The sequence below is a fragment of the Thiohalocapsa sp. genome, assembly GCF_022340605.1.
GTDB lineage: Bacteria > Pseudomonadota > Gammaproteobacteria > Chromatiales > Chromatiaceae > Thiohalocapsa.
Map to the genome: position 1 here is coordinate 1 of NZ_JAJDNQ010000026.1, position 23,528 is coordinate 23,528.

Genomic DNA, 23,528 nt, shown 5'->3' on the forward strand with positions numbered 1-23,528 from the left:
GTCGGCACAGCAGTCACCCTGCCCGCAGCCCGCGCCGACGGCGAGCCCCAGTGCCTCGGCGGCCTGCCGCAGCGTGCCGCCGGACGGCATCGCGTAAGTTTGGTCCGGGCCGGCGAAGCGCACCGCCACCATGCGGGCGGATCGCTGGCTGGGCATGGGCGCGACGGCGGCGCCAGGCGACGTTACGTGCATAGCTCTTCTCCCGAGCCGTCCTTGGCGTGTGCGCTATCTCCACCGATTCTGTCGTACGGCCGACATACACTGCCTGCCCTGCCGTCGACACCGCGCCGCGCGGCTATTGGCGTGGCGGACGCCTGTGCGTCGAATTCAGCCTAGAAGCCGTGATTGTAAAGAGATGTGAAACACCGCACACATAGAAGGTTAGACCGCATACGAGTTATGGTTTTCACCAATATCGTCGGCGGCAGTGTTGAGGGAACGGACGGTCGACGCTGCCGCGCTCAGTCCGACACCGGCTCCAGGTGCTCGAACACCAGTTGCGGCGAGCGCAGGCCACGGTAATCGTTGATGTCGAGCCGGTAGGCGAGCCGCACACGCTCGCCGAGGCTGCCGCGGTGCTCGGCGAGGTGGAAGCCGATGGCCGGGAGCGGCGCCGCGCCATCCACGCTGACCCGGAGCTTCAGGTGCCGCTCGGCGGCGATGCTGGAATGGCCGACGGCGAAGACGCCGTCGAACAGGGGCTCGGCGAAGCCCTTGCCCCAGGGCCCGGCGCGGCGCAGCGCATCGGCCGTGTGCAGGGTCAGGAGCGACGGCGGCAGCTCGCCGTCGGAGAGGATCTCGCGCACCGCGGGTGCCGTGCCGAGTTGGCGCTCGATCTCGGCGTCGAAGGCGTCGCGAAAGTCGCCCAGCGCATCGCGGCGCAGGCTCAGGCCCGCGGCCATCGCATGGCCGCCAAAGCGCTCGATGAGTTCCGGATGGCGCTTGTGCACCGCATCGATGGCGTCGCGAATGTGCAGCGCCTCGATGGAGCGCGCCGAGCCCCGCAGCAGACCGTCGCCGCCGTCGGCGAAGACGATGGCGGGCCGGTGCCAGCGCTCGCGCAGCCGCGCCGCGACGATGCCGATGACGCCCTCGTGCCAGTGCGCACCGTAGACGCAGAGCCAGCCGCCGAGCCCGCCGCGCCCGACGGCCTGGCGCTCCACCAGCGCGATGGCCTGGTCCAGGATGTCGCGCTCGATCTCCCGGCGCTCGTCGTTCAGCCCGTGCAACTGCTGGGCGAGGCGCATCGCCCGCACCGGGTCGTCGGTGGTGAGGCATTCGACGCCGACGGCCATGTCGTCCAGCCTGCCCGCGGCGTTGAGCCTGGGCCCGGCGACGAAGCCCAGGTCACGCGCCGTAACGCCCTCGACGCGGCAGCCGGCCACCTCCAGCAGCGCCTTGAGGCCCGGCCGGCAGGCGCCAGCGCGGATGCGCCGCAACCCCTGTTCCACCAGGATGCGATTGTTGCGGTCCAGGGTCACGACATCGGCCACGGTGCCCAGGGCCACCAGGTCAAGCAGTTGGGCGAGGTTGGGCGGCGGGCGGCCGGCGGCGGCGCCGAGCGCCGCGAACCAACCGCGGCGCGTCAGCTCGGCGCGGGTTGCGGCGAGCAGATAGAACACGACGCCGCAGCCGGCGATATGCTTGCTCGGGAAGCCGCAGCCCGGCTGGTTCGGATTGACGATGGCCGCGGCCGACGGCAGCTCGGCACCGGCCAGGTGATGGTCCGTGATCAGCACCGGGATGCCGAGCTCGGTGGCGCGCGCCACGCCGGCGTGGCTGGCGATGCCGTTGTCCACGGTGACGATCAGGCTCGGCCGGCGCTCGACAGCGGCGTCCACCACCGCCGGACTCAGCCCATAGCCATGCTGAAAGCGGCTCGGCGTCAGGTGATCCACATCGACCGCACCCAAGGCCCGCAGGCCGAGCAAGGCCACGGCACTGCCGGTGGCGCCGTCGGCGTCGTAGTCGCCGACGATCAGGAGCCTGCCACCGCGCTGGATCTGGTCGGCCAGCAGCGCCGCGGCGGCGTCGATGCCCCTGAGCTCCGCCGCGGGCAGCAGCTCGCCCAAGCTCACGGCCGGGCGTGCATCGCCTCGGTGGGCATACAACCGCGACAGCAGCGCGTCCAGATTGGCCGGCGCCGTGGCGTACTCCCCGAGGCGACGGATACGCACCGGGGCGGCTTCGGCAGCGGGCTTGCTCGGTTGGCACGGCATCGGCAGAGGTTAACCGGCGCTGCCCCGGCGCGCACCCGCCAGTTGCGCGCGCGCCTGCGAGCAGGCACCTTGGGGGCCTGGCGTATCAGGCCTTTTCCGCGGCATGCGTGTCACGAAAAGACGCGACAGCGGCGAGTTTCGCATGAGCCCCTTTTCCACAGCGATCAAGTGCATCGCCCCACTCCTGCTGCTGCTCTGCGGTTGCAGCGCCTTGACGCCGCGATCAGACGCGAACGGCGCAAGCGCAGCGCCGCCACTCGGTGTCGCCATCACCGCCGGACAGCTCACCTCGGCCACCGGCTGCGCGCTCGCCTACCGCACCTACCGCCCCACGAGCCCCGTGGACAACGGCGACTGGGTGATCCTGGCGCCCGGCTTCCTGCGCACCGAGCGGCGCCTGCGCGATCTCGCCGTCACGCTGGCCACGACCGGCGTGCAGGTGGCGACGCTCGACTTCTGCAACCAGAAGCCCTGGGCCGGACGGCACGTGCAGAACGCCAGCGACATGCAGGCGCTGGCGCGGCACCTGGGCGCACAACGGGTGGTCTACGCGGGCTTCTCGGCGGGTGGCCTCGCCGCGCTGCTGGCGGCGCGGGGAGATCCGCGGGCCATCGGCGTCGTCACCCTGGATCTGGTGGACGCCCAGGGCCTCGGCGTGCGTGCGGCCGCCGGCCTGCACAAACCGTTGCTCGCGCTCGCCGGCGAGCCCACCAACTGCAACGCGGGCGGCAACGGCCGGATCGTCTATGCCATCGCCCCCCGGGCGCGGGTGCAGCACATCGCGGGCGCCGGCCACTGCGACTTCGAGTCACCGACGGACACACTCTGCGCGCTGGTCTGCCAAGACCCCGACGGCGCCAGGCGCTCGCACCGCCGGCAAGTCATCGTAGACGCCTCGGCAGCGGTGAGCGCGCTGCTGGACGGAGCGGCTGCCGCGTGGCCCGCGCCCGGGTACGCCGACCGCAGTCGCCCCCCCCGGGGAAAGGAGCCATCCAGTTTCTGAACGGGCTCGAGCTCCGAGCCAATTTTGGCCAGGACGGCCAACAATCGGCGTCTGCGTAGCGCCCCGCTGCCGATATCGGCCTGGTGCATTGGCGCCGAAACGCAATTACTGAGCGCAGCGAACGTTATGCCAGTCACGCGCCTGCCCGCAGCGCCACCGAAGAGGAACTACGAAACACGCAAAAAGCGCGAAAAGGCCCGAAACGGCCACAATTGCGCCCCTTTTTCGCGTGCCGGGATCGGGATCGGGATCGATTGCGATCCCGCGGCCTCTGTAGCCCCGGCCGGAGTGTCGCCCTCCAGGGCGACACGGGCAAGAATCCGCTCAAGACCGGTCGTGGAATCTTCACGTCGCCGCACTAGGCCTCCGCCAAGCCACGCTGGCGCAGCGCCTCGTACAAGCACACCCCGGCGGCGACGGAGACGTTGAGGCTCTCGACACGGCCGCGCATGGGCAGGCTCACCAGCAGGTCGCAGTGCTCACGGGTGAGCCGGCGCAGGCCGCTGCCCTCGCCGCCCAGCACCAGGCCGAGCGGGCCGCGCAGGTCGGTGTCGTAGAGACCGGCCGCGGCGGCGTCGGACGTGCCTACCAGCCAGACGCCGGCGGTCTTGAGCTTCTCCAACGCGCGGGCGAGGTTGGTTACCTGGATGAAGGGCACGGACTCCGCCGCACCGCTGGCCACCTTGACCACCACCGGCGTCAGGCCCGCGGCCTTGTCCTTGGGGGCGATGACGGCGTCGGCCCCAGCCGCATCGGCGCTGCGCAGGCAGGCACCCAGGTTGTGCGGGTCGGTGATGCCGTCGAGGATCAGCAACAACGGCGGATGGTCGAGCCCGGCCAGGAGCGCATCCAGATCCTGCACCGGACGTGCGGCCGGCCCGGTCACCCAGGCAATTACACCCTGGTGGTTGGCACCAGCGGCCGCCTCGTCCAGCACCTCGCGGTCGAGCTGACGCAAGCGCACGCCGGCCTTGCGCGCCATCCCCGCGAGCTCCGCGACGCGCTGGTCGCGGCGGCGGCGGTCGAGCCACAGCTCCACCACCTGCCCGGCGCCGAACTTGAGCGCGCTGCGGGCGCTGTTGATGCCGACAGTCGGGCTGGCACCGATGGGAGTCGAGGGGCTCACGGGCTGCGTCTCGGCGGTCGGGGCGTCCTGGCCGCGGCAGGCGGCCGCTTATGAAGCCGCCGCTTTGCGCTTGCGGCGCGCAGACGTGCGCGAGCGCTTCTTGCCCGCGCCCGCCTTGCCCGCCTGCTTGGCGGGCGTGGCGAGCACGAAGTCGATCTTGCGCTCGTCCAGGTTCACCGCGGCCACCTGCACCCGCAACCGGTCGCCGAGGCGGTAGACCTGCCCCGTGCGCTCGCCGGTGAGGCGGTGGCCGACCGGGTCGAAATGGTAGTAGTCGTTGTCCAGCGCGGTGATGTGCACCAGGCCGTCCACGTAGATCTCGTCCAGTTCCACGAAGATGCCGAAGCCCTGCACGCTGGTGATGGTGCCGTCGAGCTCCTCGCCGAGCTTGTCGCGCATGTACTCGCACTTGAGCCAGCTCTCGGCGTCGCGGGTGGCCTCGTCGGCCCGGCGCTCGGTGCCGGAGCAGACATCGGCGATCTGCTGCAGCTCGGCCTTGGAGTAGTCCAGGTCCGCGGCGGTGCCGCCGGCCAGGATGTGCTTGATGATGCGGTGGACGATGAGGTCCGGATAGCGGCGGATGGGCGACGTGAAGTGGGTGTAGGCGTCGTAGGCGAGTCCGAAGTGCCCAGCATTGTCGGAGCTGTACATGGCCTGCTGCATGGACCTGAGCAGGACGGTCTGGATCAGGTGCGCGTCCGAGCGGCCCTTCACGGACTCCAGCAGGGTCGCGTAGTCCTGCGCCGAGGGCTTGTTGCCGCCGGGCAGGTTCAGGCCCAGCTCGGCGAGGAACTCCCGCAGGTCGGAGAGCTTTTCCTCGTTGGGCGTCTCATGGATGCGGTACAGCGCCGGCATCTTCTTGCGCTCGAAGAGCCGCGCCGCGGCCACGTTGGCCGCCAGCATGCACTCCTCGATGATGCGGTGGGCGTCGTTGCGCACGAGCGGCTCGATGCGCTCGATGCGCCGCGACTCGTTGAAGATGAACTTGGTCTCGGTGGTGTCGAAGTCGATGGCACCACGCGTGGCGCGGGCCTCGTGCAGGGCCTCGAACAGGGCATGCAGCTCGTGCAGATGCGGCAGCAGGGCCGCATGCCGCTCCATCAGCTCCGGGTCGTCGCCCTCCAGCATGACCGCCACCTGGTCGTAGGTGAGCCGGGCGTGGGAGCGCATCACCGCCTCGAAGAAGCGCGAGCGGGTCACCCTGCCCTCGCGGCTCACATACAGCTCGCAGGCCATGCACAGCCGGTCCACCTGCGGATTGATGGAGCAGAGCCCGTTGGAGAGCACCTCCGGCAGCATCGGGATGACCCGATCCGGAAAGTACACGGAGTTGCCGCGCTTGGTTGCCTCCCGATCCAGCGCGCTGGCGGGCGTCACATAGGCCGATACGTCGGCAATGCAGACCAGGAGCTTCCAGCCCTTGGGCTTGCGCTCGCAGAACACGGCGTCATCGAAGTCGCGCGCATCGGCACCGTCGATGGTGACCAGCGGCAGCTCGCGCAGGTCGGCGCGGCCGGTCTTGACGTCTTCCGGCACCTCTTCGGTGAGCTCTGCGATCTCGGCGGTGACATCTTCCGGCCAGTCCACCGGCAGGTCATGGGCACGGATGGCGATGTCCGTCTCCATGCCCGGCCCCATGTGGTCGCCCACCACCTCGACGATGCGGCCGATGGGCGGCGTGCGCTTGGTGGGCTGGTCGGTGATCTCGGCGACGACGATCTGCCCCTGTTGGGCCTCCAGCAGCCGGTCGCTGGGGATGATGACCTCGTGCGTCATGCGCTTGTTGTCCGGCACGACGAAGCCCACGCCGCTGTCTGAGTAAAGCCGGCCGACGACGCTGCGGGTGCCGCGCTCCAGGATCTCCACCACCGAGCCCTCCAGGCGGCCGCGGCGGTCGCGGCCCGTCACCCGCGCCACCACCCGGTCGCCATGGAAGACCGCGCGCATCTCCTTCGGATACAGGTAGAGATCGTCGCCGCCCTCGTCCGGCTTCACGAAGCCGAAGCCGTCCGGGTGCGCGATGATGCGCCCGGCGATCAGGTCGCGCTTATTCACCAGACAGTAGGCGTCGCGGCGGTTGCGAACCAACTGGCCGTCGCGGACCATGGCACCGAGACGGCGGTCGAGGGCCACCCGGTCCTGGTCTTCGTGCAGGCCCAGCGCGTCGGCTACCTCCTGGAAGGCCATAGGCGCCGCGTGCTGGGTGAGAGTCTCGAGGATGAACTCGCGACTCGGGATGGGGTTGTCGTACTTTTTGGCTTCGCGCTGGCGATGGGGATCGAGGGCCTTCGCCGACTGGGCCGATTTGCGTCGTGCCACGTGTTCTCTGCCCCTGTCCTTAAAAAACGCCTAGTGTAGCGTTGACAGGGGGCGCCTGTCTCACTATCATTCGGAGGCTCGGCAGTTCGATAATGGCAATGCCATCAGGCTGCCCGCCGCTTTTGCCGAGGTGGCGGAATTGGTAGACGCGCATGGTTCAGGTCCATGTCTGGGAAACCAGGTGGAGGTTCAAGTCCTCTCCTCGGCACCACAAAGACACGGCAGGCTGTAAAGCCTCCATCCAAAAAACGCTGCCGACGGCAGCGTTTTTTGTTTGCGCGCTGTTTCGGGACACTCCCCTGGGCGGAGGCACAGCCCTGGGGGCTGCCCCTGACCCGCGCGGTCAGTAGCGTCCGCGCAGGCCGAGCGGTGGCCGGCGCATCACCCGCTGCCGCGGAGTCGCCAGCACGCGCTGCCGGCGCAGGCGCTGCATGGCCCGCAGCTGCCATAGGCAAAGCGCGATCGCCGAGCCCCCGAACAGCATGAGCTCAAGGCCCTGGAAATTGCCGTAGTCCATCGTTTGGTCGCCTCGTGTTGATGCCGGCGGCGCCGGCTTACTATGATCATCGAGGCAAACGGCGCCGGTATAAACCCCTGATCGATACGGGATTGATGGTAGCCGGCCCGTCATCCGCGACAGGGTGCCCACCGCGGCCATCACGGCACTTCGGGCGACGCTGCCGCGGGCATGCCAGCCTGCCGCGACCAGAGCGCCGCCAACGCCGAGCCCGAGAGATTGTGCCAGATCGAGAAGAGTGCACCGGGAATGGCCGCAGCGGCGGAGAAGTACTGCACCGCCAGCGCCACCGCAAGACCGGAATTCTGCATGCCCACCTCGATGCCAAGCGTGCGCGCGACGCGCAGGTCGCGCGTCGCCAGCCAGCCGAGCCCATAGCCCGCACCGAGCCCGACGGCATTGTGCAGTACCACCGCCAGCGCGATGAGCCAGCCGGCAGCGGCGATATTGCTCACATTCAGCGCAACGATGATGGCGATGATCAGCACGATGGCCGCCATGGACAGCAGCGGAAACAGGTGCTTGACCGGCGCCAGACGGGCGCCGAGCCAGGTGTTGAGCACAACGCCGAGCGCCACCGGCAGCAGCACGATCTTGGCGACGGACAGCAGCATGTCCCAGACCGGCACCGCCACCTCCCGGCCGACGTAGAGCCAGGTCAGCAGCGGCGTGGCCAGCACCGCCAACAGGGTTGAAGCGGCGGTCAGCGTGATGGAAAGGGCAACGTCGCCGCGCGCCAGGAAGCAGATCACGTTGGACGCGGTGCCGCCCGGACTCGCCCCCACCAGGACCATGCCGGCAACCAGTTCCGCCGGCAGCCCGAGCCCCTGAGCGATGATCCACGCCGCGAGCGGCATGATGCCGAACTGCAGGGCCATGCCGAGCCCAACACGTTGCGGGCGCCGCAGCACCGCCGCAAACTGCCGCCAGGTCAGCGTAACGCCCATGCCGAACATCACCAGGCCCAGCAGCGGCACGATGGCGGGCTTCAGCGGCGTAAGCCAATGCGGCTGTACATAGGCCAACGCCGAGCCGAGCAGGGCCCAAAGCGGGAAGAGTGCGGTGGCGGCGGACATGGCGCGGGATCGACATCAAGACGGTACAGGGCGCGCCATTATGCGGCGCCCCGCCTATGCCGGATACCCGCATCCCCCCAGCGACCGCGTTGCGCGTGGTGCGGTCAGTGGTCAAGACTGCGGCGGGACGGTGGCCCGGGTCTGCCACCACAAGCAACCCGCCACTGACCCGCCACTGATCGAGGTGACTGAGCGACCTGAACCGCGCCGCTTGGCCGGAGGTCCCATGCGGCCTCAGGCGGTGGCTGCCCGACCACCCGATCGGACCCGCGGAGCCGCCACCGCCCCCGGCCGGCGCCGCGGCCGCAGTACACGACGGCGCACCCGCTGCGAGGTCTGCGGGCGGACGCGGCGCGGGCGCCGCAGCAACAGCGCGGGGCCGCGCTCCAGGCCCAGGCTCAATAGACCGAGGCCGGCGTAGAGGAAGCTCAGAACAAAGGCAAGCAACAGGAGCTCGGTGACAGGAGGCATGGCCTTCTCCGCGACAGGGTTTCGGGGCGGAGACAGCATGCGTCCGGCAGTGGCTCATTCGGCGAGCCCGCCGCTTGATCGAAGTCGTGATCGTATCTCCGCACGGTTGAGACCGCGCTCACGATAGCGACAACGACAACGAACTGAGACGGTCTGGGGTCTTGCGCACTGTTGGACTAGCGCGACCTCGCTCGGCCACGGCGGGCGTCGGTCAGTCGCCTTGCAGCATCCAGACCGGCGGCTCGCTGACTGTGCGACGCTGATGTGCGCCGGCAACCATCCGAGCAGGCACGCCGTCCGCTGCGCCGTGGCCGGCGTGGCTTGCCCGGCCGGCCATCACCCAACTGCGCATCGGCGGTGGGGGCATGGAGAGGTCGAGGTGCGCCCGATGCCGACCCGGCACCTGCTCCACCGGATCGGAAAGCCCGAGGACATGGCCCTCGGCATCCAACCGCAGCACTGCGCCGCCGCTGACGGTGGCATCGTCGGTATCGACCCCGATATCGACGGTGTCCGACTCGGGCAGGCTCCCCTGTGGCGGAGCCGCAGCAGGCGAGCGCCCGGTCCCGGTCGGTTGCTCGAACGTCGGATTGCTAGCGGCCTCGTCGGCCGCGTCCACCGTCGGCGCATCCAGGGTCGTCTCCCCGGGTGATACCGTGGCGGACGCACCTGCCGCCCTCCCTTGGTCGTCCACGGCGGCCGTGCTGGCAGGCGCTTCATCGCCCATGGGCGCTTGATCGACGGCTGTCTCAACGTCTAGGGACGCCGGATGCCGCGGGACCACGCCGGCATCGGCGGCGCCCTCGGCAGCCCCATGGCCTTGTGCGAGGTCGGGCGCGTCGGCTACCGCGGCCGGCCGCGGGGTCTTCGCTGCCGGCCCGCCTGCGTCCACCGCGGACCCGGCGGTTGGATCGTCGGACACCGCTGCCGCGATGCCCCCGGTGGTCTCTTGGGTCGCAGCGTCGGCCGCGGCTCCACCGACGCTCGCGGGCGGTACGGCCGCTTCCATGTCAGCCGGGGCATCTCGGACGCCGGCTTCAGTAACGGCAGTCTCCCCGGTAGCGGACGCTGCGTCGTCGCTATCCGAGCCGGCCCCGGCAGCGGCGGCAGTGCCCGCCACGGCCGGACCTTGACCGGGAGCCGCTGCGGGCTCCGGTTCCGGCTCGGGTTGAGCGAAGGCGATGCGCTCGGCGCCATCCACCGGCTCATCCAGGGCGGCGAGAAGGCGGCGATCGCGATTGTAGATGTCGCGCCGGAAGCCGACACGCCCCTGGTCGTCCGCCTTGGCCGTCAGGTAGTACAGCAGCACCGGCAGGCGCTCATCCAGACTTACCCAGCGCGTGCTGCCGCGCCGCACGACGCGGTTGATCTCGGCCTGGCTCCAGGCCGGCTCGTTGAGCACGTACTGCGCCAGCGTCAGCGGTTGATAAACGCGTATGCAGCCGTGGCTGTAGGCGCGCCGCGCGCGGCTGAACAAATAACGCGACGGCGTATCGTGCAGGTAGATGGCATGTCCGTTCGGGAACAGGAACTTGACCCGCCCCAGGGCATTGCGCGGACCGGGCTGCTGCACCAGGTAATATTGCCCGCCGCTGCGCACGCGGCTGTAGCCCGCCGGCACCCCCTTGAATTTCTTTTCGATGGAGCGCGGAACGGTCCAGGTGGGGTTGAAGACGACATGCTCCATCTCGTCGCGGAACATGGGCGTCTGGTTCTCGACGGTGCCGATGATGCCCTTGGTGCGCCAGACTTCCTCGTTGTTGCGGATCAGGTAGAGCTCGAACGCAGCCAAATCCACGAACAGGTAGTCCGGCGGCAGATCGTTGTAGAGCCAGCGCATGCGCTCGAGGTTGGCGCGGATGGCGAGCAGGCGCTTGTCCAACGGCTGGTTCAGCGCCCGCAGGGTATTGGGGCCGACGACGCCGTCGGCACCGAGGCCGGAGCGGCGTTGAAAGCCCTTGATGGCCTCGGCAAGGTCTTCGTCGTAGCGCTCGGGCTCGGCAACGGTGCCGGGGGCGTAGCCCGCGGTGACCTCCAGATGCTCCCGAATCAGCGGCACCCGCGAGTCGTTGGCACCGACCATGAGGTTCCGGCCACCCGGAATGTCCTTCCAGCCGCCACGGTCGGCGATGGCGAGGTAGCGCTGGTAGCCCTTCTTCAGGTTCTGATAGAAATCCGGATGCGGCATCCTGGCCCGCAGCTCGGCCTGCATATCGGATGCGGCCACGGCCTTGGCCATGTCGGCCTTCAGCAACGCGGCGTCCGCGGGCTTAACGAACGTAGAGCCGCGATTGACGTGCTCGGGGTTGAGCTTGCCGAAACGGAAGTGATGCACGTAGCGCAGCAGCGCATCGCTCAGCAACAGCTCCGCGGCGTCGCGCCGCGCGGGATCGCTGCTGCGCAGCTCGTCGCTTTCGATGACGGCCTGGATGGCATCGGCGCGGAAATCCGCGGGCAGGAAGCCGTCTGCACGGCTCTCGCGGGCCAGCGCCAGCATAGCCTGTGCGCGGCCAGAGTCCCAAGCGGGCGCAAAGCCGCGCTCGGCATAGAACTCCGCGAGCAGCCGGGGCGAATATAGGGCCTGCTCATGCTCCCCAGCGCCGATGGCCGGTGGATCGACATCGGGCTCGGCTCGCGGTGCGAAGGGGCCAACGAATGGCGACAGTGTGGTGCGCAGGTCGGCCGCGGCACTTCCGAGCATCGCGAGCAGCATCAGCGCCAGCGTCCAGCGGGCGACACGTGCACGCAACAATGCCTTGGCGGATTCCTGGATGCGCAATGCGGCAAACCCGGGGCGCGGCAGATGCGGATCGGGGCAGGCAGCTAGAGACATATCCGAGACCTCGGTGCCGGGCGCGGACAAACCCCAAACCGAACCCGCGTGACAACAAAGAGATAGCGTCACTATACCCGAGCCGGACGCAGATCGCAGCCGGTGCCGGACCGACAGCGCATCTATGGGTGGAACACCGATCGGCGGGACGTTCTGAACGCACGCGCGACGGAGGGCGCAGCGCCGCTGAACGGGGCTTTATCAGGCCTCGCCCACCAGTTGGACGCGACCCTCTTCGTCCACGGATTCGAGGCGCACATCGAAGCCCCATAGGCGACGAATGTGCAACAGCATCTCGTCCACCGTGTCCCCGAGCGGCCGGCGATTGTGGCGAAAATGACGCAGGGTCATGGAGCGGTCGCCCCGCAGATCGACGCCATAGACCTGGATGTTCGGCTCGCGGTTGCCGAGGTTGTATTGGTCGGCCAGCGACTGGCGCAGTTGCCGGTAGCCCGCCTCCTCGTGGATGGCGGTGATTTCCAGGGTATCTTCGCGGTCGTCGTCGCGCACCTGGAAGAGGTGGAAGTCGCGCATCAGCTTCGGCGACAGGTATTGGGCGATGAAGCTCTCGTCCTTGAAGTTGCGCATCGCAAAGTCCAGCACCTTGATCCAGTCGCCACCGGCGATGTCCGGGAACCAATAGCGGTCCTCGTCAGTGGGTTGCTCGCAGATGCGCCGGATGTCGCGCATCATCGCGAAACCGAGCGCGTAGGGGTTGATGCCGGAGTAATAGGGCGAATCGAAATCAGGCTGGTAGACGACGTTGGTATGCGATTGCAGTATCTCCATCATGAAGCCGTCGTTGACATAGCCCTCGTCGTAGAGCCGGTTCAACAGCGTATAGTGCCAGAAGGTCGCCCAGCCCTCGTTCATGACCTGGGTCTGGCGCTGCGGATAGAAGTATTGGCCGATCTTGCGAACGATGCGCACCACCTCGCGCTGCCAGGGCTCCAGCAGCGGGGCGTTCTTCTCGATGAAGTAGAGCAGATTTTCCTGGGGCTCCTCCGGGAAACGCGGCTCACGCCGCGCGCTGCCGCCTTTCACCTGCTCCACCGGCAGGGTGCGCCAAAGATCGTTGACCTGGGACTGGAGGTACGCCTCGCGCTCCGCCTGGCGCTTCTTCTCCTCTGCCATGGACAGCGGCGACGGGCGCTTGTAGCGGTCGACGCCGTAGTTCATCAGCGCGTGGCAGGAGTCGAGCAGCAGTTCGACCTCATCCTGGCCGTAGCGCTCCTCGCACTCGGCGATGTAGTTCCGCGCGAACACCAGGTAGTCGATGATGGCGTCGGCACTGGTCCAGGTGCGGAAGAGATAATTGCCCTTGAAGAAGCTGTTGTGGCCGTAACAGGCGTGAGCAATCACCAGCGCCTGCATCGGCAGCGTGTTCTCCTCCATGAGATAGGCGATGCAGGGCTCCGAGTTGATGACGATCTCGTAGGCGAGCCCCATCTGGCCACGCCGGTATGTTTGCTCGGTTGAGACGAACTGCTTGCCGAAGGACCAGTGGTGATAGTTGATGGGCAGCCCGACACTGGAATAGGCGTCGATCATCTGCTCCGAGGAGATCACCTCAATCTGATTGGCATAAGTGTCGAGCCCGAACTCGTCCTGGGCGATGCGCGAGATCTCCTTGTCGAAGCGTTTCAGCAGCGGGAAGCTCCATTCGGAGGAGTCGGAGATTAGATTGTCGGGCATGGTCTGGATTCGCTGTGCCGTTGGCGCTTCGGGGCTGAGCGTGTCAATCGATCGCATGCGTTAGTGCAGGAGTGCAAAGTGCAAGAGTGCACGGCAAGACCCGGCGTCATGCCGACCGATCGATGCAGCCGGTCGGCTGGAAATCCTGCACTCCTGTAGTCCTGCACTCCTGCACTCCTGCACTCCTGCACTCCTGCACTCCTGCACTCCTGCACTTAAGATTACGCATCCTGTCGCTTGAACAACTCCCGGAACACCGGATAGATATCGTCGGCACCGCCGATTTCTTCCATCGCGAAGTGCGGGTGCGCCGCCTTCACGTCCTGGTAGGCGTACCACAGGCTCTGGTGCTGGCGCGGCGTGATCTCGACGTAGGCATAGTAGCGCATCAGCGGCAGCAGCCGATTGATGAGCAGATCGCGGCAGATGGCGGAGTCCGAGTCCCAGTTGTCACCGTCGGATGCCTGCGCGGCATAGATGTTCCAGCTACCGGACTCATAGCGCTCCGAGATGACATCGTAGGCCAGGTTTAGCGCGCTGGACACGACGGTGCCGCCGGTCTCTCGGGAGTAGAAAAACTCCTGCTCATCCACCTCCTGGGCGATGGTGTGGTGGCGGATGAAGACGACGTCGATCTTGTCGTAGTTCCGCTGAAGGAAGAGGTACAACAAGATGAAAAACCGCTTGGCCAGGTTCTTGCGCACCTGGTCCATGGAGCCCGACACGTCCATGATGCAGAGCATCACGGCCTTGCTGGTGGGCTCCGGCTGCTTGGTGTAGGCCTGGTAGCGGAGGTCGAAGGTGTCTATGAAGGGCAGCGCGGCGAGCCGGGTCTTGAGCCGGTCGATCTGCTCACGTAGCGCCACGACGCGCACGTCGGTCTCCGGCACACCGTCGGCCAGCAACAGCTCCACCTCCGCCTCCAGCTCGCGGATGCGCGCACGGTGGGGCGCGCCGAGCGCGGTGCGCCGGGCGATGGCTCCCTTCAGGGAGCGCACAACGTCGATATTGCTGGGCGCGCCGTCGGTGGTGTAGCCGGCACGCACGGTCTTGAACTCCGTCGTGCCCATGAGCTGGTTGCGCACCAGGTTCGGCAGTTCCAGGTCGTCGAACAGGAGGTCCAGGAATTCCTCGCGCGAGAGCTCGAAGACGAAGTCGTCCTCGCCCTTGCCCCCCTTGCCCGCCCGGCCCTGGCCGGAACCGGAGCCCGAGCCGCCCTCGGGGCGCTGCACCCGGTCACCCGCCTCGAACTCCTTGTTGCCGGGGTGCACCATGTCCCGGGTGCCGCCCTGACCATGATGGAAGATCGGCTCGGCGATGTCCTTGGAGGGGATACCGACCTTCTCGCCGCCGTCGATATCCGTGATGCTGCGGCGGTTGACGGCGTCGGACACCGCCCGCTTCAGCTGGCTCTTGTAACGCTTCAAGAACCGCTGCCGATTGACGGTGCTCTTGTTCTTGGCGTTGAGACGACGGTCGATGAAGTGGGACATAAACTTTCGGTGGCCTCGCCTTGGTGTGGCTCCGGCAAATGACGTTGCACGCGCTACACGGTCCGCGTCCGAGCTCAGGGCCAAGCGCCGAAGGGCACAGGGCCAACAGCGCTGCCGGTCGATGGCGCGCCCGGTCCTTGGCCCTCAGCCCTAGGCCCTTCTTTACTGCGATTTGCGCACTCGCAGGTACCATTCCGAAAGCAAGCGCACCTGCTTCGGCGTATAGCCCTTCTCCACCATGCGGTCGACGAACTGCTCGTGCTTTTTCTTGTCGTCGGCAGACGCCTTGGCGTTGAAAGAGATGACCGGCAACAGCTCCTCGGTGTTCGAGAACATCTTCTTCTCGATCACCACGCGCAGCTTCTCGTAACTGGTCCAGCGCGGATTGGCGCCGTTGTTGTTGGCGCGGGCGCGCAGCACAAAGTTGACGATCTCGTTGCGGAAGTCCTTCGGGTTGGAGATGCCGGCGGGCTTCTCGATCTTCTCCAGTTCTTCGTTCAGCGCGGAGCGGTTCATCATTTCACCGGTGTCCGGGTCGCGGTATTCCTGGTCCTGAATCCAGTAGTCCGCGTAGGTGACGTACCGATCGAAGATGTTCTGCCCGTACTCCGCGTAGGACTCCAGGTACGCGGTTTGCAGCTCCTTGCCGATGAACTCCGCGTAGCGCGGCGCCAGGTACTGCTTCAGGAAGGTGAGATAGCGGTCCTGCACCTCCGGCGGCAAGTGCTCGCGGACGATCTGGCGCTCCAGCACGTAGAGCAGGTGCACCGGGTTGGCGGCCACTTCGGTGTGGTCGAAGTTGAACACCTGCGACAGAATCTTGAATGCGAAGCGGGTCGAAATGCCGGACATGCCCTCGTCCACGCCGGCGTAGTCGCGGTACTCCTGCGTCGACTTGGCCTTGGGGTCCGTGTCCTTGAGGTTCTCGCCGTCATAGACGCGCATCTTCGAGAAGATGCTGGAGTTCTCCGGCTCCTTGAGGCGCGTCAGCACCGAGAACTGCGCCATCATCTCCAGCGTGCCCGGCGCGCAGGGGGACTGATTCAGCGAGCTGTTGCGCAGCAGCTTGTCGTAGATGTGCTTCTCTTCCGTGACCCGCAGGCAGTACGGCACCTTGACGATGAAGACGCGGTCGAGGAACGCCTCGTTATTCTTGTTGTTGCGGAACGACTGCCACTCGGACTCGTTGCTGTGCGCCAGGATGATGCCCTGGAACGGGATCGCGGACAGGCCCTCGGTGGCGTTGTAGTTGCCCTCCTGGGTCGCGGTCAGCAGCGGATGCAGCACCTTGATGGGTGCCTTGAACATCTCGACGAACTCCATCAGACCCTGGTTGGCACGGCACAGGGCGCCGGAGTAGCTGTACGCGTCGGCGTCGTTCTGCGCGAAGTGCTCCAGTTGGCGGATGTCCACCTTGCCCACCAGTGAGGAGATGTCCTGGTTGTTCTCGTCGCCGGGCTCGGTCTTGGCGATGGCCACCTGCTCCAGGATGCTCGGGCGGAGCTTGACGACGCGGAACTTGGTGATGTCGCCGTTGTACTCCTGCAGGCGCTTGACGGCCCAGGGCGACATGATGGTGCGCAGGCAGCGGCTGGGGATGCCGTAATCCTCTTCCAGGATCGGGCCGTCCTCCTCCGGCGAGAAGAGGCTCAGCGGCGACTCGAACACCGGCGAGTCCTTGATCGCGTAGAAGGGCACTTTCTCCATCAGCTCCTTCAGCTTCTCGGCGAGCGACGACTTGCCGCCGCCCACTGGGCCCAGCAGGTAGAGGATCTGCTTCCTTTCCTCCAGCCCCTGTGCGGCGTGCTTCAGGTAGGACACCAACTGGTCGATGGAGTCCTCCATGCCGTAGAACTCGGCGAACGCGGGATAGCGCTTGATGACCTTGTTCTGAAAGATCCGGCTCAACCGCGAATCATTGTGGGTGTCTATGAGCTCCGGCTCGCCGATCGCCGCGAGCAGACGCTCCGCCGCGCCGGCATAGGCCATCGGATCCGTCTTACACAGATCCAGATATTCCTGCAGGCTCATGTCCTCCTCGCGGGAGGACTCGTAGCGGGCTTGGTAGCGCTCGAAGATCGACATTCAGCACACCTCGTGTAAGTAATCTGTGCGGACGCGGACGGCGGGCGTTCCGGCTCGGCATACCCAACTAGATTGCAACGCCAAGGGCTGAGTGCAAGCGCCGCACCAGGCGATTACGCAAGCTTCGCGCCAGGCAACAATCGTGACTGGCGCCGGCCGATGAAACCGATGCAACATACGGCAGCATGCCATTTTTTGGTGCGGCACGCGCGCCGCGTCGCACGCTTGCGGTGCGTCCGGAGCAAGGCCGGCGCAAAGCACCCATCCTGTTCGGAACTTTGCGCTTAGACAGGTCTACTCGCAAGGGTTCAAAACCCTGCTCGCGGTGGCCTAATTCGCCGCCGATCGGGCACGGACACAGCTGCATGCGTGAGCCGCCGGCGCAGCCACCACCAGCAGGCGCCGAGTGCGCAAGTACCGCTCAGCACGGGCCAGGGGTTGGTCCAGGACACCACCAGCAGGGTCGCCGCCGTCAGGCAAAGATAGACCAGCGGCGGCCATGGATACCAGGGGATGCGAAACGGCCGCGGCAGCGCCGGCTCGCGCCGCCGCAGCCGCACCGCGCCCAGCACGGTCAGCAGCGACGAGAGCATCAGCGTGAAGCCGGCGAAGGCAAGCACGGCCTCGAAAGTGCCGGTGACGACGAGCGCGAGCGCGATGACCAACGAGAACAGCACCGCCCGCGTTGGTGCACCGCGGCGATTGCGCGCACCGAAAAGGCTCAGCAGGTGACCATCCGCCGCCATGGCCTCGAACACCCGCGGCCCCGCCAGCAGCATCGCGCTAATGGTAGACAGCAGCAGCAGCGCCAGCATGGCGCTGATGATGCGCCCGCCGGTGTCACCGAACAGGTATGCAGCCGACAAGGCACCGACCTCCACCGTGCCCGTCAGGTCCGTCAATGGCACACTGCGCAGGAACACCCAGTTGAGCAGCAGGTACAGGAGCGTTACGGCCGCGGTGCCATACAGCAGCGCGCGCGGCACCAGCCGTTGCGGCGAGCGCACCTCCGCCGCCACGTAGGTGGCCGCGTTCCAGCCCGAGTAGGCATAGGAGACATACACCAGCGACAGCGCAAAGGCCGGCGAGAGCACGGCCGCCGGCGTCCCCGCGTCCGGCAGCGCCGGCAGGGCACCGGGCGCGGCGGGCCACAGCAGCCCCACCGCGCAGAAGAGCCCGATGGCAAGCACCTTGAGCAGCGTCGCCAATACCTGAAACCGCGCCCCGAGCGTCACGTCGAAGGCATGCAGGCCGGCGATGACCACCACAGCGGCAACCGCCATCGGTGTCGGCGCAAGCGGCACCACCGTCGCCGCGTAACGGCCGAACGCCATCGCCGCCAGCGCCACTGGCGCCGCGAAGCCCACGGTGGCGGAGACCCAGCCGGCGATGACGCCAAGGGCCGGGTCGTAGCAGCGGGCCAGGTAGACATATTCGCCGCCGGAGCGCGGCAGGGCAGCCGCCAGCTCCGCGTAGACCAGCGCGCCACAAACGGCGACCAGCCCGCCGAGCAGCCACAGCAGCAAGAGCGCGGCACCATCCTGCACCCCCTCCGCCTGCAACCCCAGGGTGGTGAACACGCCGGTGCCGATCATGTTGGCCACCACCAGCAGCGTGGCGGTGCGCAGGTCGAAGGTCTGCGGCGGTGCGCTCATGGCGGCATCGATCATCCTGGAAACGGCGGTGGGACAGTCTTCGGGATGGGTCCCCGGTGGTGTCCAGCGAGGCACAGAAAGACGGATTGGATTGCTTTCAGGGCCGAAATCTTTGCAGATGCGTCAAGTTTTGTGTGCACCGCGGCACCGAACAGAAAGGGCCAAGCGCCAAGGGCCGGAACGGCAGTCGACCGAAGTTGTGCGGTCGCGCTTTGCGCCCCGGCATTGGGGCCTCGGCCCTTGCTGCATGCCGGTAGTCGATCGACGCGATATCCGCCGCCTCGTGCCGTTGTGGGTCTGAGGCAGCGCCTCGCTTGCCGGTCTACTCCAGCGGGTCGCGGCACCGGGAGTGCCGCTCCCACGGCCGCGCGCCGGCAGGGCAGAACCTCATTGTGGGTCCAGCAGGCTGAAGCACAGGAAGGTTGCCACCAGTGCGAAGGTCACCAGACAAACTGTGCCGCCACACAGCAGCAACAGCAGCGCGGCGACCAGCCAGACGATCAGACAGAGGCCCTGGTTGACCTGGTAAGCACGCGTCGCCTTGCGCTGCTGAAACTCGCGATAGTCGGCACGACCTTCACAAAGCCAGTCCAGGAAGCGGCGCGGCCAGTTGCAGAGCGAATGTCGCTGCGATGGCATCGGCGGTAGAGTGCTGGCGCTGGGTCGGGTTTCGGGGGCTAACCGAACCGCGGGGCGCCGCAACGACGCCCGCCGTTGCCTCGGACATTGGCGACGCGCGCGGCGCTGGGCAAGGGGTCGCGCCGGCGGAATCCGCTCTGCGCCGGCGAGGCATCGGACGGACGTACCCGCAGCGGGATCGCGATGGATCGCTCACCCTGCAGGACGGACCAGCGAATAGACCCTGAAGGTATTGCTCGCAACGCCGAATACGAGCGAATCGCAGGTCGGGTTAGCGATGGCGTAACCCGACATTCAACGGCTTACCGACGCTCAACGTCGGGTTACGCTGCGCTAACCCGACGTACACCGAATACTTTCGCAGTCTCACAGCGCATCGGCCAAGTCTCCTGAGATCAGCCCCACAAGCCCATGTCCCGAATCGACATCCGCATCGAAACCGAGCCCTTCGATCCCTGGACGCTCCAAGCCGACCTCGCCCGCGACGACCCCGGCAGCGGTGCGCTGGCCGCCTTTGTCGGACTGATGCGCGATCACAACGCCGGCGCCAGCGTGACGGCCATGACCCTGGAGCACTATCCCGGCATGACCGAGCGCGCGCTCCGCGAGATCGCCGAGCAGGCCATCGAGCGCTTCGCGCTGCGTGCGGTGCGCATCGTCCACCGCATCGGCCGCGTCCTGCCCACCGACCCACTGGTGCTGGTCGCCGTCACCGCCGGCCACCGCGGCGAAGCCTTCCGGGGCTGCGAGTTCCTGATGGACTACCTCAAGACCCGCGCGCCGTTCTGGAAAAAGGAAGAGACCGCGCAGGGCGCGCGCTGGGTGGAGGCGCGGGACAGCGATACCGACGCGGCGGCGCGCTGGCGCAACCCCGCGGGTGACTAGTACCCCGTTTCAGCCAATTTTGCAGGCGCCAACCCGGGTGAGGCCGGAGCAGAGGAACCGGGTCGAAGTCTCCGCTCGTGGTCGTGGTCGTGCTCGTAATCGGATACTCGACAACGACAACGAAAGCAAAGTTGGGAGAAACGCTGCACTAGGCTCCTGCATGTGCTCCTGCATGGCGCTCGGCGCTGAGCGAACGGTAGACGCCGAGCAGCAGCTCGGCCGAATGCTCCAGGCTGAAGTCCTGAGCCAGCCGCTCATGGCCGGCAGCACCGAGGGCAGCGGCGGCTTCAGGCTCGTCGATGAGCCACGCGAGGTGCCCGGTGAGTGCCGCAACGTCGCCCGGCTCGAACAGTAACCCCTCGCGGCCGTCCGCCAGCGCCTCGGGGATCGCGCCGACGCGGGTCGCCACCACCGGCAGCCCGACGGCCATGGCCTCCAGCATGGACATGGGCAGCCCCTCGTCATAGGACGGCAGGCAGAAGCAGTGCGCCGCCGCCAGCCGGGCGTCCTTAGCATCCCCTATGACCGGCCCCGGAATATCCACGTCCGCCACGCCGAGCTCGGCGGCGAGGTCCAGCAGGCGCTGCCGGCGGCCAGGCTCGGCCTCGAAGCCCAGGAGCTCCACCCGCACCGGCCGCGCGCTGTCGAGCCCCGCCACGGCCCGCAGCAGATCCTCCTGGCCCTTGCGCGCCTCGTAGTTGGCCAGACAGAGCACGCGGAACGGCCCTTGCGGCGACGGCACCACCTGCTGCCCCGCGGGCACGCCGTTCGGCACCACGACGATACGCGCCGGATCGGCCCAGGCCGACAGCACCTCCCGCCAACCCGCGCCGAGCACCACGACCCGGTGCGCCCCGCGCAGCACGCGCCGCGCCAGCCAGGCACGCGGTCCGGACAGGCCGCCAAGGAAGCGGTGGAACTGCGCGCCGTGGATGTGCAGCACCACGCGGCGACCCAGCAGCCGCGCCAGCGCCAGGTCAACGCCGTTGCGCCAAAACGTGAACCAGGAGCAGGTGTGGATGTGCACCACCGCCGGACGCCAGCCGACACAGCGCCAGGCGAGACGGCCAAGCAGCCGCAGCTGCGCGGCGATGCCCTGCCACAGGCTACGGTCGGCGGCGGTGGTCTTGACGTTGTCGAGCACCGCCAGCTCGACCCGCGGCCCCAACGCCAGCACCAGGTTCTGCACCACGCTGGCCATGCCGCCCACCGGCGGCGGCAGCGGGCCGACCATGAGCACCCGCAGCCCTTCGCGGGCGCGGGCGCTCATCGAGCGGCGGCGCGCCCGGGCAGCACCGGCACGGCGTGACGGTAGAAGTCCGCGTAGCGCATCAGCATTGCGTCCAGGGAAAAGATCTGCTCCGCGCGGCGGCGCGCCGCCGCCCCCATGGCCGCGCGCTCGGCGTCGTTGCGCACCAGCCGGCCGATGGCGGCGGCCAGCGCGTTCGCGTCGCCCGCCGGGCACAGCAGGCCGCTGTGCTCGTGGTCCACCAGCTCCGGGTTGCCGCCGACGGCGTGCGCCACCACCGGCAGCCCGCTCGCCATAGCCTCCAGGATGGCGTTGCTCATGCCCTCCAGCTCGCTCGGCAGCACAAACAGGTCGGCCGCGGCGAGGTGCTGCGGCACCCGGTCGCTGCCGCCGGGCAGGTTGACCCGCTCATCGATTTGCAGCGCGCGGATGCGCGCCTCCAGCCGCGCCCGCTCGGCGCCTTCGCCGAGCCACAGAAAGCGCACGCGCCGCCGGGTGCCGGCCAGCACCTGCGCCGCCGCCTCCAGCAGCCGCGCGTGGCCTTTGACGGGTGTGAGGCTCGCCACCGAGAGGATCACCAGCTCGTCGTCGGCAAGGCCGAGCGCCCGGCGCAGCCCGGCCCGATGCTCGCAGGGCGCGAAGCGCCGGCAGTCCACGCCGTTGTAGAGCACGTCGAAGCGCTCCGGCGGAATGTCGGTCAGCACCGCAAAACGCTCCGCGGCATCGCGGCAGACGGCGAACAGCCGGTCCGTGGCCAGCGATAAGGCACGGCTCGCAAGCCGCCGCCGCCGTGGGAACCAGTGCCCGTCCGCAAAGCCGTGGAACGACCACACGAGCGTGCCGTGGCAGCGGGCCAGCCGGTGCGCCAGCACCGTATCGGCCCACGTGTTCCAGTTGCGGCAGTGCACCACGTGCGGCCGGAAGTCGCGGATCAGCCGCGCCAGGCGCAGCGGCAGCCCCAGGTCATGGCGGCGACGGTCGAGCACGTCGATGGGCACCTGCGGCGAGACCCGGTCCGCCATATCGCCGCGGTTGTCGAGGCAAGCGACGCGCTGCTGAAACTCCGTCCGCGGCAGACCGTTCAGCAGATTGACCACGCCGTTTTCGAGTCCGCCCCGCGGCAACCCATGCACCACCTGCAGCACCCGCACCGCCGGTGGCGCCAAGACATGGGCGGTGTCCGACAGCGCGTTCATGCGTATCCGTTCGGGTTCTCGCGCTGCCAGCGCCAGTGGTCTTCCACCATGGCCTCGATGCCCAGCCGCGCGCGCCAGCCGAGCTCCGCCTGCGCCAGGGCCGGGTCCGCGTAGCAGGTGCCGATGTCGCCGGGCCGGCGCGCGACGATCTGGTAGGGGATCTCGCGCCCGGCGGCCACCTCGAACGCGCGCCGCATCTCCAGCACGCTGTAGCCGCGGCCGGTGCCCAGGTTGTAGGTCACCACGCCGGGCGCCGCATCGAGCCGCTCCAGCGCCGCCAGGTGGCCGCGGGCGAGGTCCACCACGTGGATGTAGTCGCGCACGCCGGTGCCGTCCGGCGTGTCGTAGTCGTCGCCGAAGACCTTGAGCTCGGGCAGCTTGCTGACGGCCACCTGGGCGATGAAGGGCATCAGGTTGTTGGGGATGCCGTTCGGGTCCTCACCGATGCGCCCGCTCGGATGCGCGCCCACCGGATTGAAATAGCGCAGCAGGGCGATGTCCCACGCGGCATCGGCGCGGTGCAAGTCGCGCAGGATCTCCTCGATAAAGAGCTTGGTGCGGCCGTAAGGATTGGTGGCCGAGAGCGGGAAGTCCTCGCGAATGGGCACCGTGGCCGGGTCGCCGTAGACCGTCGCCGAGGAGCTGAACACCAGCCGCTTGACACCCGCGGTGCCCATGGCGCGGCACAGACAGAGCGTGCCGTTGAGGTTGTTGTCGTAATACTCCAGCGGGATCTGGGTGGACTCGCCCACCGCCTTGAGCCCGGCGAAGTGCACCACGGCGTCGAAGCGAAAGTCCCGGAACAAGGCCGCGAGCGCGGCCTCGTCGCGCAGGTCCGCCTGCACGAAGGTCAGCGGCTTGCCGGCGATCTCCTGCACCCGCGCCAGCGCCTCGGGCTTGCTGTTGCCGAGGTTGTCTACCACCACCACGCCGTGGCCGGCGGCGAGCAGTTCGACGCAGGTATGGCTGCCGATGTAGCCGGCTCCGCCGGTGACGAGAACGTCCATCGCACGAGCTCCTTAGGGCAAAGCCCCCATTCTAACGGAGTTGCGGCAGGTCGCGGCCGG

17 protein-coding genes and 1 tRNA gene are annotated in these 23,528 nt (G+C 67.9%); 3 read left to right on the forward strand and 15 right to left on the reverse strand.

Annotated features, from left to right (window positions below):
* Positions 1-461: 461 nt before the first annotated feature.
* The gene (recJ, locus tag LJE69_RS03325) at positions 462-2,219 is read right to left on the reverse strand and encodes a single-stranded-DNA-specific exonuclease RecJ (RefSeq protein WP_296921474.1); all 1,758 of its coding nucleotides are present in this window, start codon (positions 2,217-2,219) and stop codon (positions 462-464) included.
* Between the two features lie 142 nt (positions 2,220-2,361).
* Here recJ and LJE69_RS03330 point away from each other — a divergent pair, with 142 nt between their 5' ends.
* Positions 2,362-3,222, forward strand: a complete 861-nt coding sequence (locus tag LJE69_RS03330; protein ID WP_296921476.1) for an alpha/beta hydrolase — start codon at positions 2,362-2,364, stop codon at positions 3,220-3,222.
* Positions 3,223-3,580: 358 nt separating this feature from the next.
* Here LJE69_RS03330 and rlmB read toward each other — a convergent pair whose 3' ends face one another.
* Positions 3,581-4,348, reverse strand: a complete 768-nt coding sequence (rlmB, locus tag LJE69_RS03335) for a 23S rRNA (guanosine(2251)-2'-O)-methyltransferase RlmB (RefSeq protein ID WP_296921478.1) — start codon at positions 4,346-4,348, stop codon at positions 3,581-3,583.
* A 48-nt stretch (positions 4,349-4,396) separates the two neighbouring features.
* Positions 4,397-6,667, reverse strand: coding sequence for a ribonuclease R (gene rnr, locus LJE69_RS03340; protein ID WP_296921480.1), 2,271 nt, complete (start codon positions 6,665-6,667; stop codon positions 4,397-4,399).
* Positions 6,668-6,791: 124 nt separating this feature from the next.
* Between rnr and LJE69_RS03345 the strand changes: the two genes are divergently transcribed.
* Positions 6,792-6,878: transfer RNA gene (locus tag LJE69_RS03345), tRNA-Leu, on the forward strand.
* Positions 6,879-7,010: 132 nt separating this feature from the next.
* Here the strand turns inward: LJE69_RS03345 and LJE69_RS03350 are convergent.
* The 9 genes from LJE69_RS03350 to LJE69_RS03390 all read right to left on the reverse strand — a co-directional run bounded on the left by LJE69_RS03350 (position 7,011) and on the right by LJE69_RS03390 (position 19,131).
* Positions 7,011-7,184, reverse strand: coding sequence for a hypothetical protein (locus tag LJE69_RS03350; RefSeq protein WP_296921482.1), 174 nt, complete (start codon positions 7,182-7,184; stop codon positions 7,011-7,013).
* 140 nt (positions 7,185-7,324) lie between these two features.
* Positions 7,325-8,260, reverse strand: a complete 936-nt coding sequence (locus LJE69_RS03355; RefSeq protein ID WP_296921483.1) for a bile acid:sodium symporter family protein — start codon at positions 8,258-8,260, stop codon at positions 7,325-7,327.
* A gap of 234 nt (positions 8,261-8,494) precedes the next feature.
* Positions 8,495-8,731 carry a hypothetical protein gene (locus tag LJE69_RS03360; RefSeq protein ID WP_296921485.1) on the reverse strand — a complete coding sequence of 79 codons (237 nt, stop codon included), beginning with the start codon at positions 8,729-8,731 and terminating at the stop codon, positions 8,495-8,497.
* A 211-nt stretch (positions 8,732-8,942) separates the two neighbouring features.
* On the reverse strand, positions 8,943-11,564 hold the full coding sequence (locus tag LJE69_RS03365; RefSeq protein WP_296921487.1) for a L,D-transpeptidase family protein: 2,622 nt from the start codon (positions 11,562-11,564) through the stop codon (positions 8,943-8,945).
* A 201-nt stretch (positions 11,565-11,765) separates the two neighbouring features.
* Positions 11,766-13,259: a SpoVR family protein gene (locus LJE69_RS03370; protein ID WP_296921489.1), complete on the reverse strand. Its 1,494-nt coding sequence runs from the start codon at positions 13,257-13,259 to the stop codon at positions 11,766-11,768.
* 221 nt (positions 13,260-13,480) lie between these two features.
* Complete coding sequence (locus LJE69_RS03375) at positions 13,481-14,752, reverse strand: YeaH/YhbH family protein (RefSeq protein WP_296921491.1); 1,272 nt, start codon at positions 14,750-14,752, stop codon at positions 13,481-13,483.
* Positions 14,753-14,914: 162 nt separating this feature from the next.
* Positions 14,915-16,837 (reverse strand): PrkA family serine protein kinase, encoded by a 1,923-nt coding sequence (locus LJE69_RS03380; RefSeq protein WP_296921493.1) that lies wholly within the window; start codon positions 16,835-16,837, stop codon positions 14,915-14,917.
* Between the two features lie 308 nt (positions 16,838-17,145).
* Positions 17,146-18,507: an APC family permease gene (locus LJE69_RS03385; protein WP_296921495.1), complete on the reverse strand. Its 1,362-nt coding sequence runs from the start codon at positions 18,505-18,507 to the stop codon at positions 17,146-17,148.
* 372 nt (positions 18,508-18,879) lie between these two features.
* Entirely contained in the window at positions 18,880-19,131 is a 252-nt protein-coding gene (locus LJE69_RS03390) for a hypothetical protein (RefSeq protein ID WP_296921497.1), read from the reverse strand.
* Positions 19,132-19,542: 411 nt separating this feature from the next.
* On the opposite strand from LJE69_RS03390, the gene moaE reads away from it, so the two are divergent.
* The gene (moaE, locus tag LJE69_RS03395; protein ID WP_296921499.1) at positions 19,543-20,016 is read left to right on the forward strand and encodes a molybdopterin synthase catalytic subunit MoaE; all 474 of its coding nucleotides are present in this window, start codon (positions 19,543-19,545) and stop codon (positions 20,014-20,016) included.
* A gap of 148 nt (positions 20,017-20,164) precedes the next feature.
* On the opposite strand, the gene LJE69_RS03400 is transcribed toward moaE, so the two are convergent.
* Genes LJE69_RS03400 through galE form a run of 3 tightly spaced genes read right to left on the reverse strand, consistent with a single transcriptional unit; the run spans position 20,165 to position 23,468 of the window.
* Entirely contained in the window at positions 20,165-21,286 is a 1,122-nt protein-coding gene (locus LJE69_RS03400) for a glycosyltransferase family 4 protein (protein WP_296921501.1), read from the reverse strand.
* The gene (locus tag LJE69_RS03405) at positions 21,283-22,461 is read right to left on the reverse strand and encodes a glycosyltransferase (protein ID WP_296921503.1); all 1,179 of its coding nucleotides are present in this window, start codon (positions 22,459-22,461) and stop codon (positions 21,283-21,285) included. Before LJE69_RS03405 ends, LJE69_RS03400 begins: the two co-directional genes overlap by 4 nt.
* Positions 22,458-23,468: a UDP-glucose 4-epimerase GalE gene (gene galE, locus LJE69_RS03410; RefSeq protein ID WP_296921505.1), complete on the reverse strand. Its 1,011-nt coding sequence runs from the start codon at positions 23,466-23,468 to the stop codon at positions 22,458-22,460. The genes LJE69_RS03405 and galE overlap by 4 nt, the downstream gene beginning before the upstream one ends.
* Positions 23,469-23,528: the final 60 nt, after the last annotated feature.

Excerpts from the sequence above, each read along its gene's own strand:
- recJ (WP_296921474.1), bottom strand. The coding sequence starts at position 2,219 with ATGCCGTGCCAACCGAGCAAGCCCGCTGCCGAAGCCGCCCCGGTGCGT.
- LJE69_RS03330 (WP_296921476.1), top strand. The coding sequence starts at position 2,362 with ATGAGCCCCTTTTCCACAGCGATCAAGTGCATCGCCCCACTCCTGCTG.
- LJE69_RS03350 (WP_296921482.1), bottom strand. The coding sequence starts at position 7,184 with ATGGACTACGGCAATTTCCAGGGCCTTGAGCTCATGCTGTTCGGGGGC.
- LJE69_RS03355 (WP_296921483.1), bottom strand. The coding sequence starts at position 8,260 with ATGTCCGCCGCCACCGCACTCTTCCCGCTTTGGGCCCTGCTCGGCTCG.
- LJE69_RS03360 (WP_296921485.1), bottom strand. The coding sequence starts at position 8,731 with ATGCCTCCTGTCACCGAGCTCCTGTTGCTTGCCTTTGTTCTGAGCTTC.
- LJE69_RS03365 (WP_296921487.1), bottom strand. The coding sequence starts at position 11,564 with ATGTCTCTAGCTGCCTGCCCCGATCCGCATCTGCCGCGCCCCGGGTTT.
- LJE69_RS03370 (WP_296921489.1), bottom strand. The coding sequence starts at position 13,259 with ATGCCCGACAATCTAATCTCCGACTCCTCCGAATGGAGCTTCCCGCTG.
- LJE69_RS03375 (WP_296921491.1), bottom strand. The coding sequence starts at position 14,752 with ATGTCCCACTTCATCGACCGTCGTCTCAACGCCAAGAACAAGAGCACC.
- LJE69_RS03380 (WP_296921493.1), bottom strand. The coding sequence starts at position 16,837 with ATGTCGATCTTCGAGCGCTACCAAGCCCGCTACGAGTCCTCCCGCGAG.
- LJE69_RS03385 (WP_296921495.1), bottom strand. The coding sequence starts at position 18,507 with ATGATCGATGCCGCCATGAGCGCACCGCCGCAGACCTTCGACCTGCGC.
- LJE69_RS03390 (WP_296921497.1), bottom strand. The coding sequence starts at position 19,131 with ATGCCATCGCAGCGACATTCGCTCTGCAACTGGCCGCGCCGCTTCCTG.
- moaE (WP_296921499.1), top strand. The coding sequence starts at position 19,543 with ATGTCCCGAATCGACATCCGCATCGAAACCGAGCCCTTCGATCCCTGG.
- LJE69_RS03400 (WP_296921501.1), bottom strand. The coding sequence starts at position 21,286 with ATGAGCGCCCGCGCCCGCGAAGGGCTGCGGGTGCTCATGGTCGGCCCG.
- LJE69_RS03405 (WP_296921503.1), bottom strand. The coding sequence starts at position 22,461 with ATGAACGCGCTGTCGGACACCGCCCATGTCTTGGCGCCACCGGCGGTG.
- galE (WP_296921505.1), bottom strand. The coding sequence starts at position 23,468 with ATGGACGTTCTCGTCACCGGCGGAGCCGGCTACATCGGCAGCCATACC.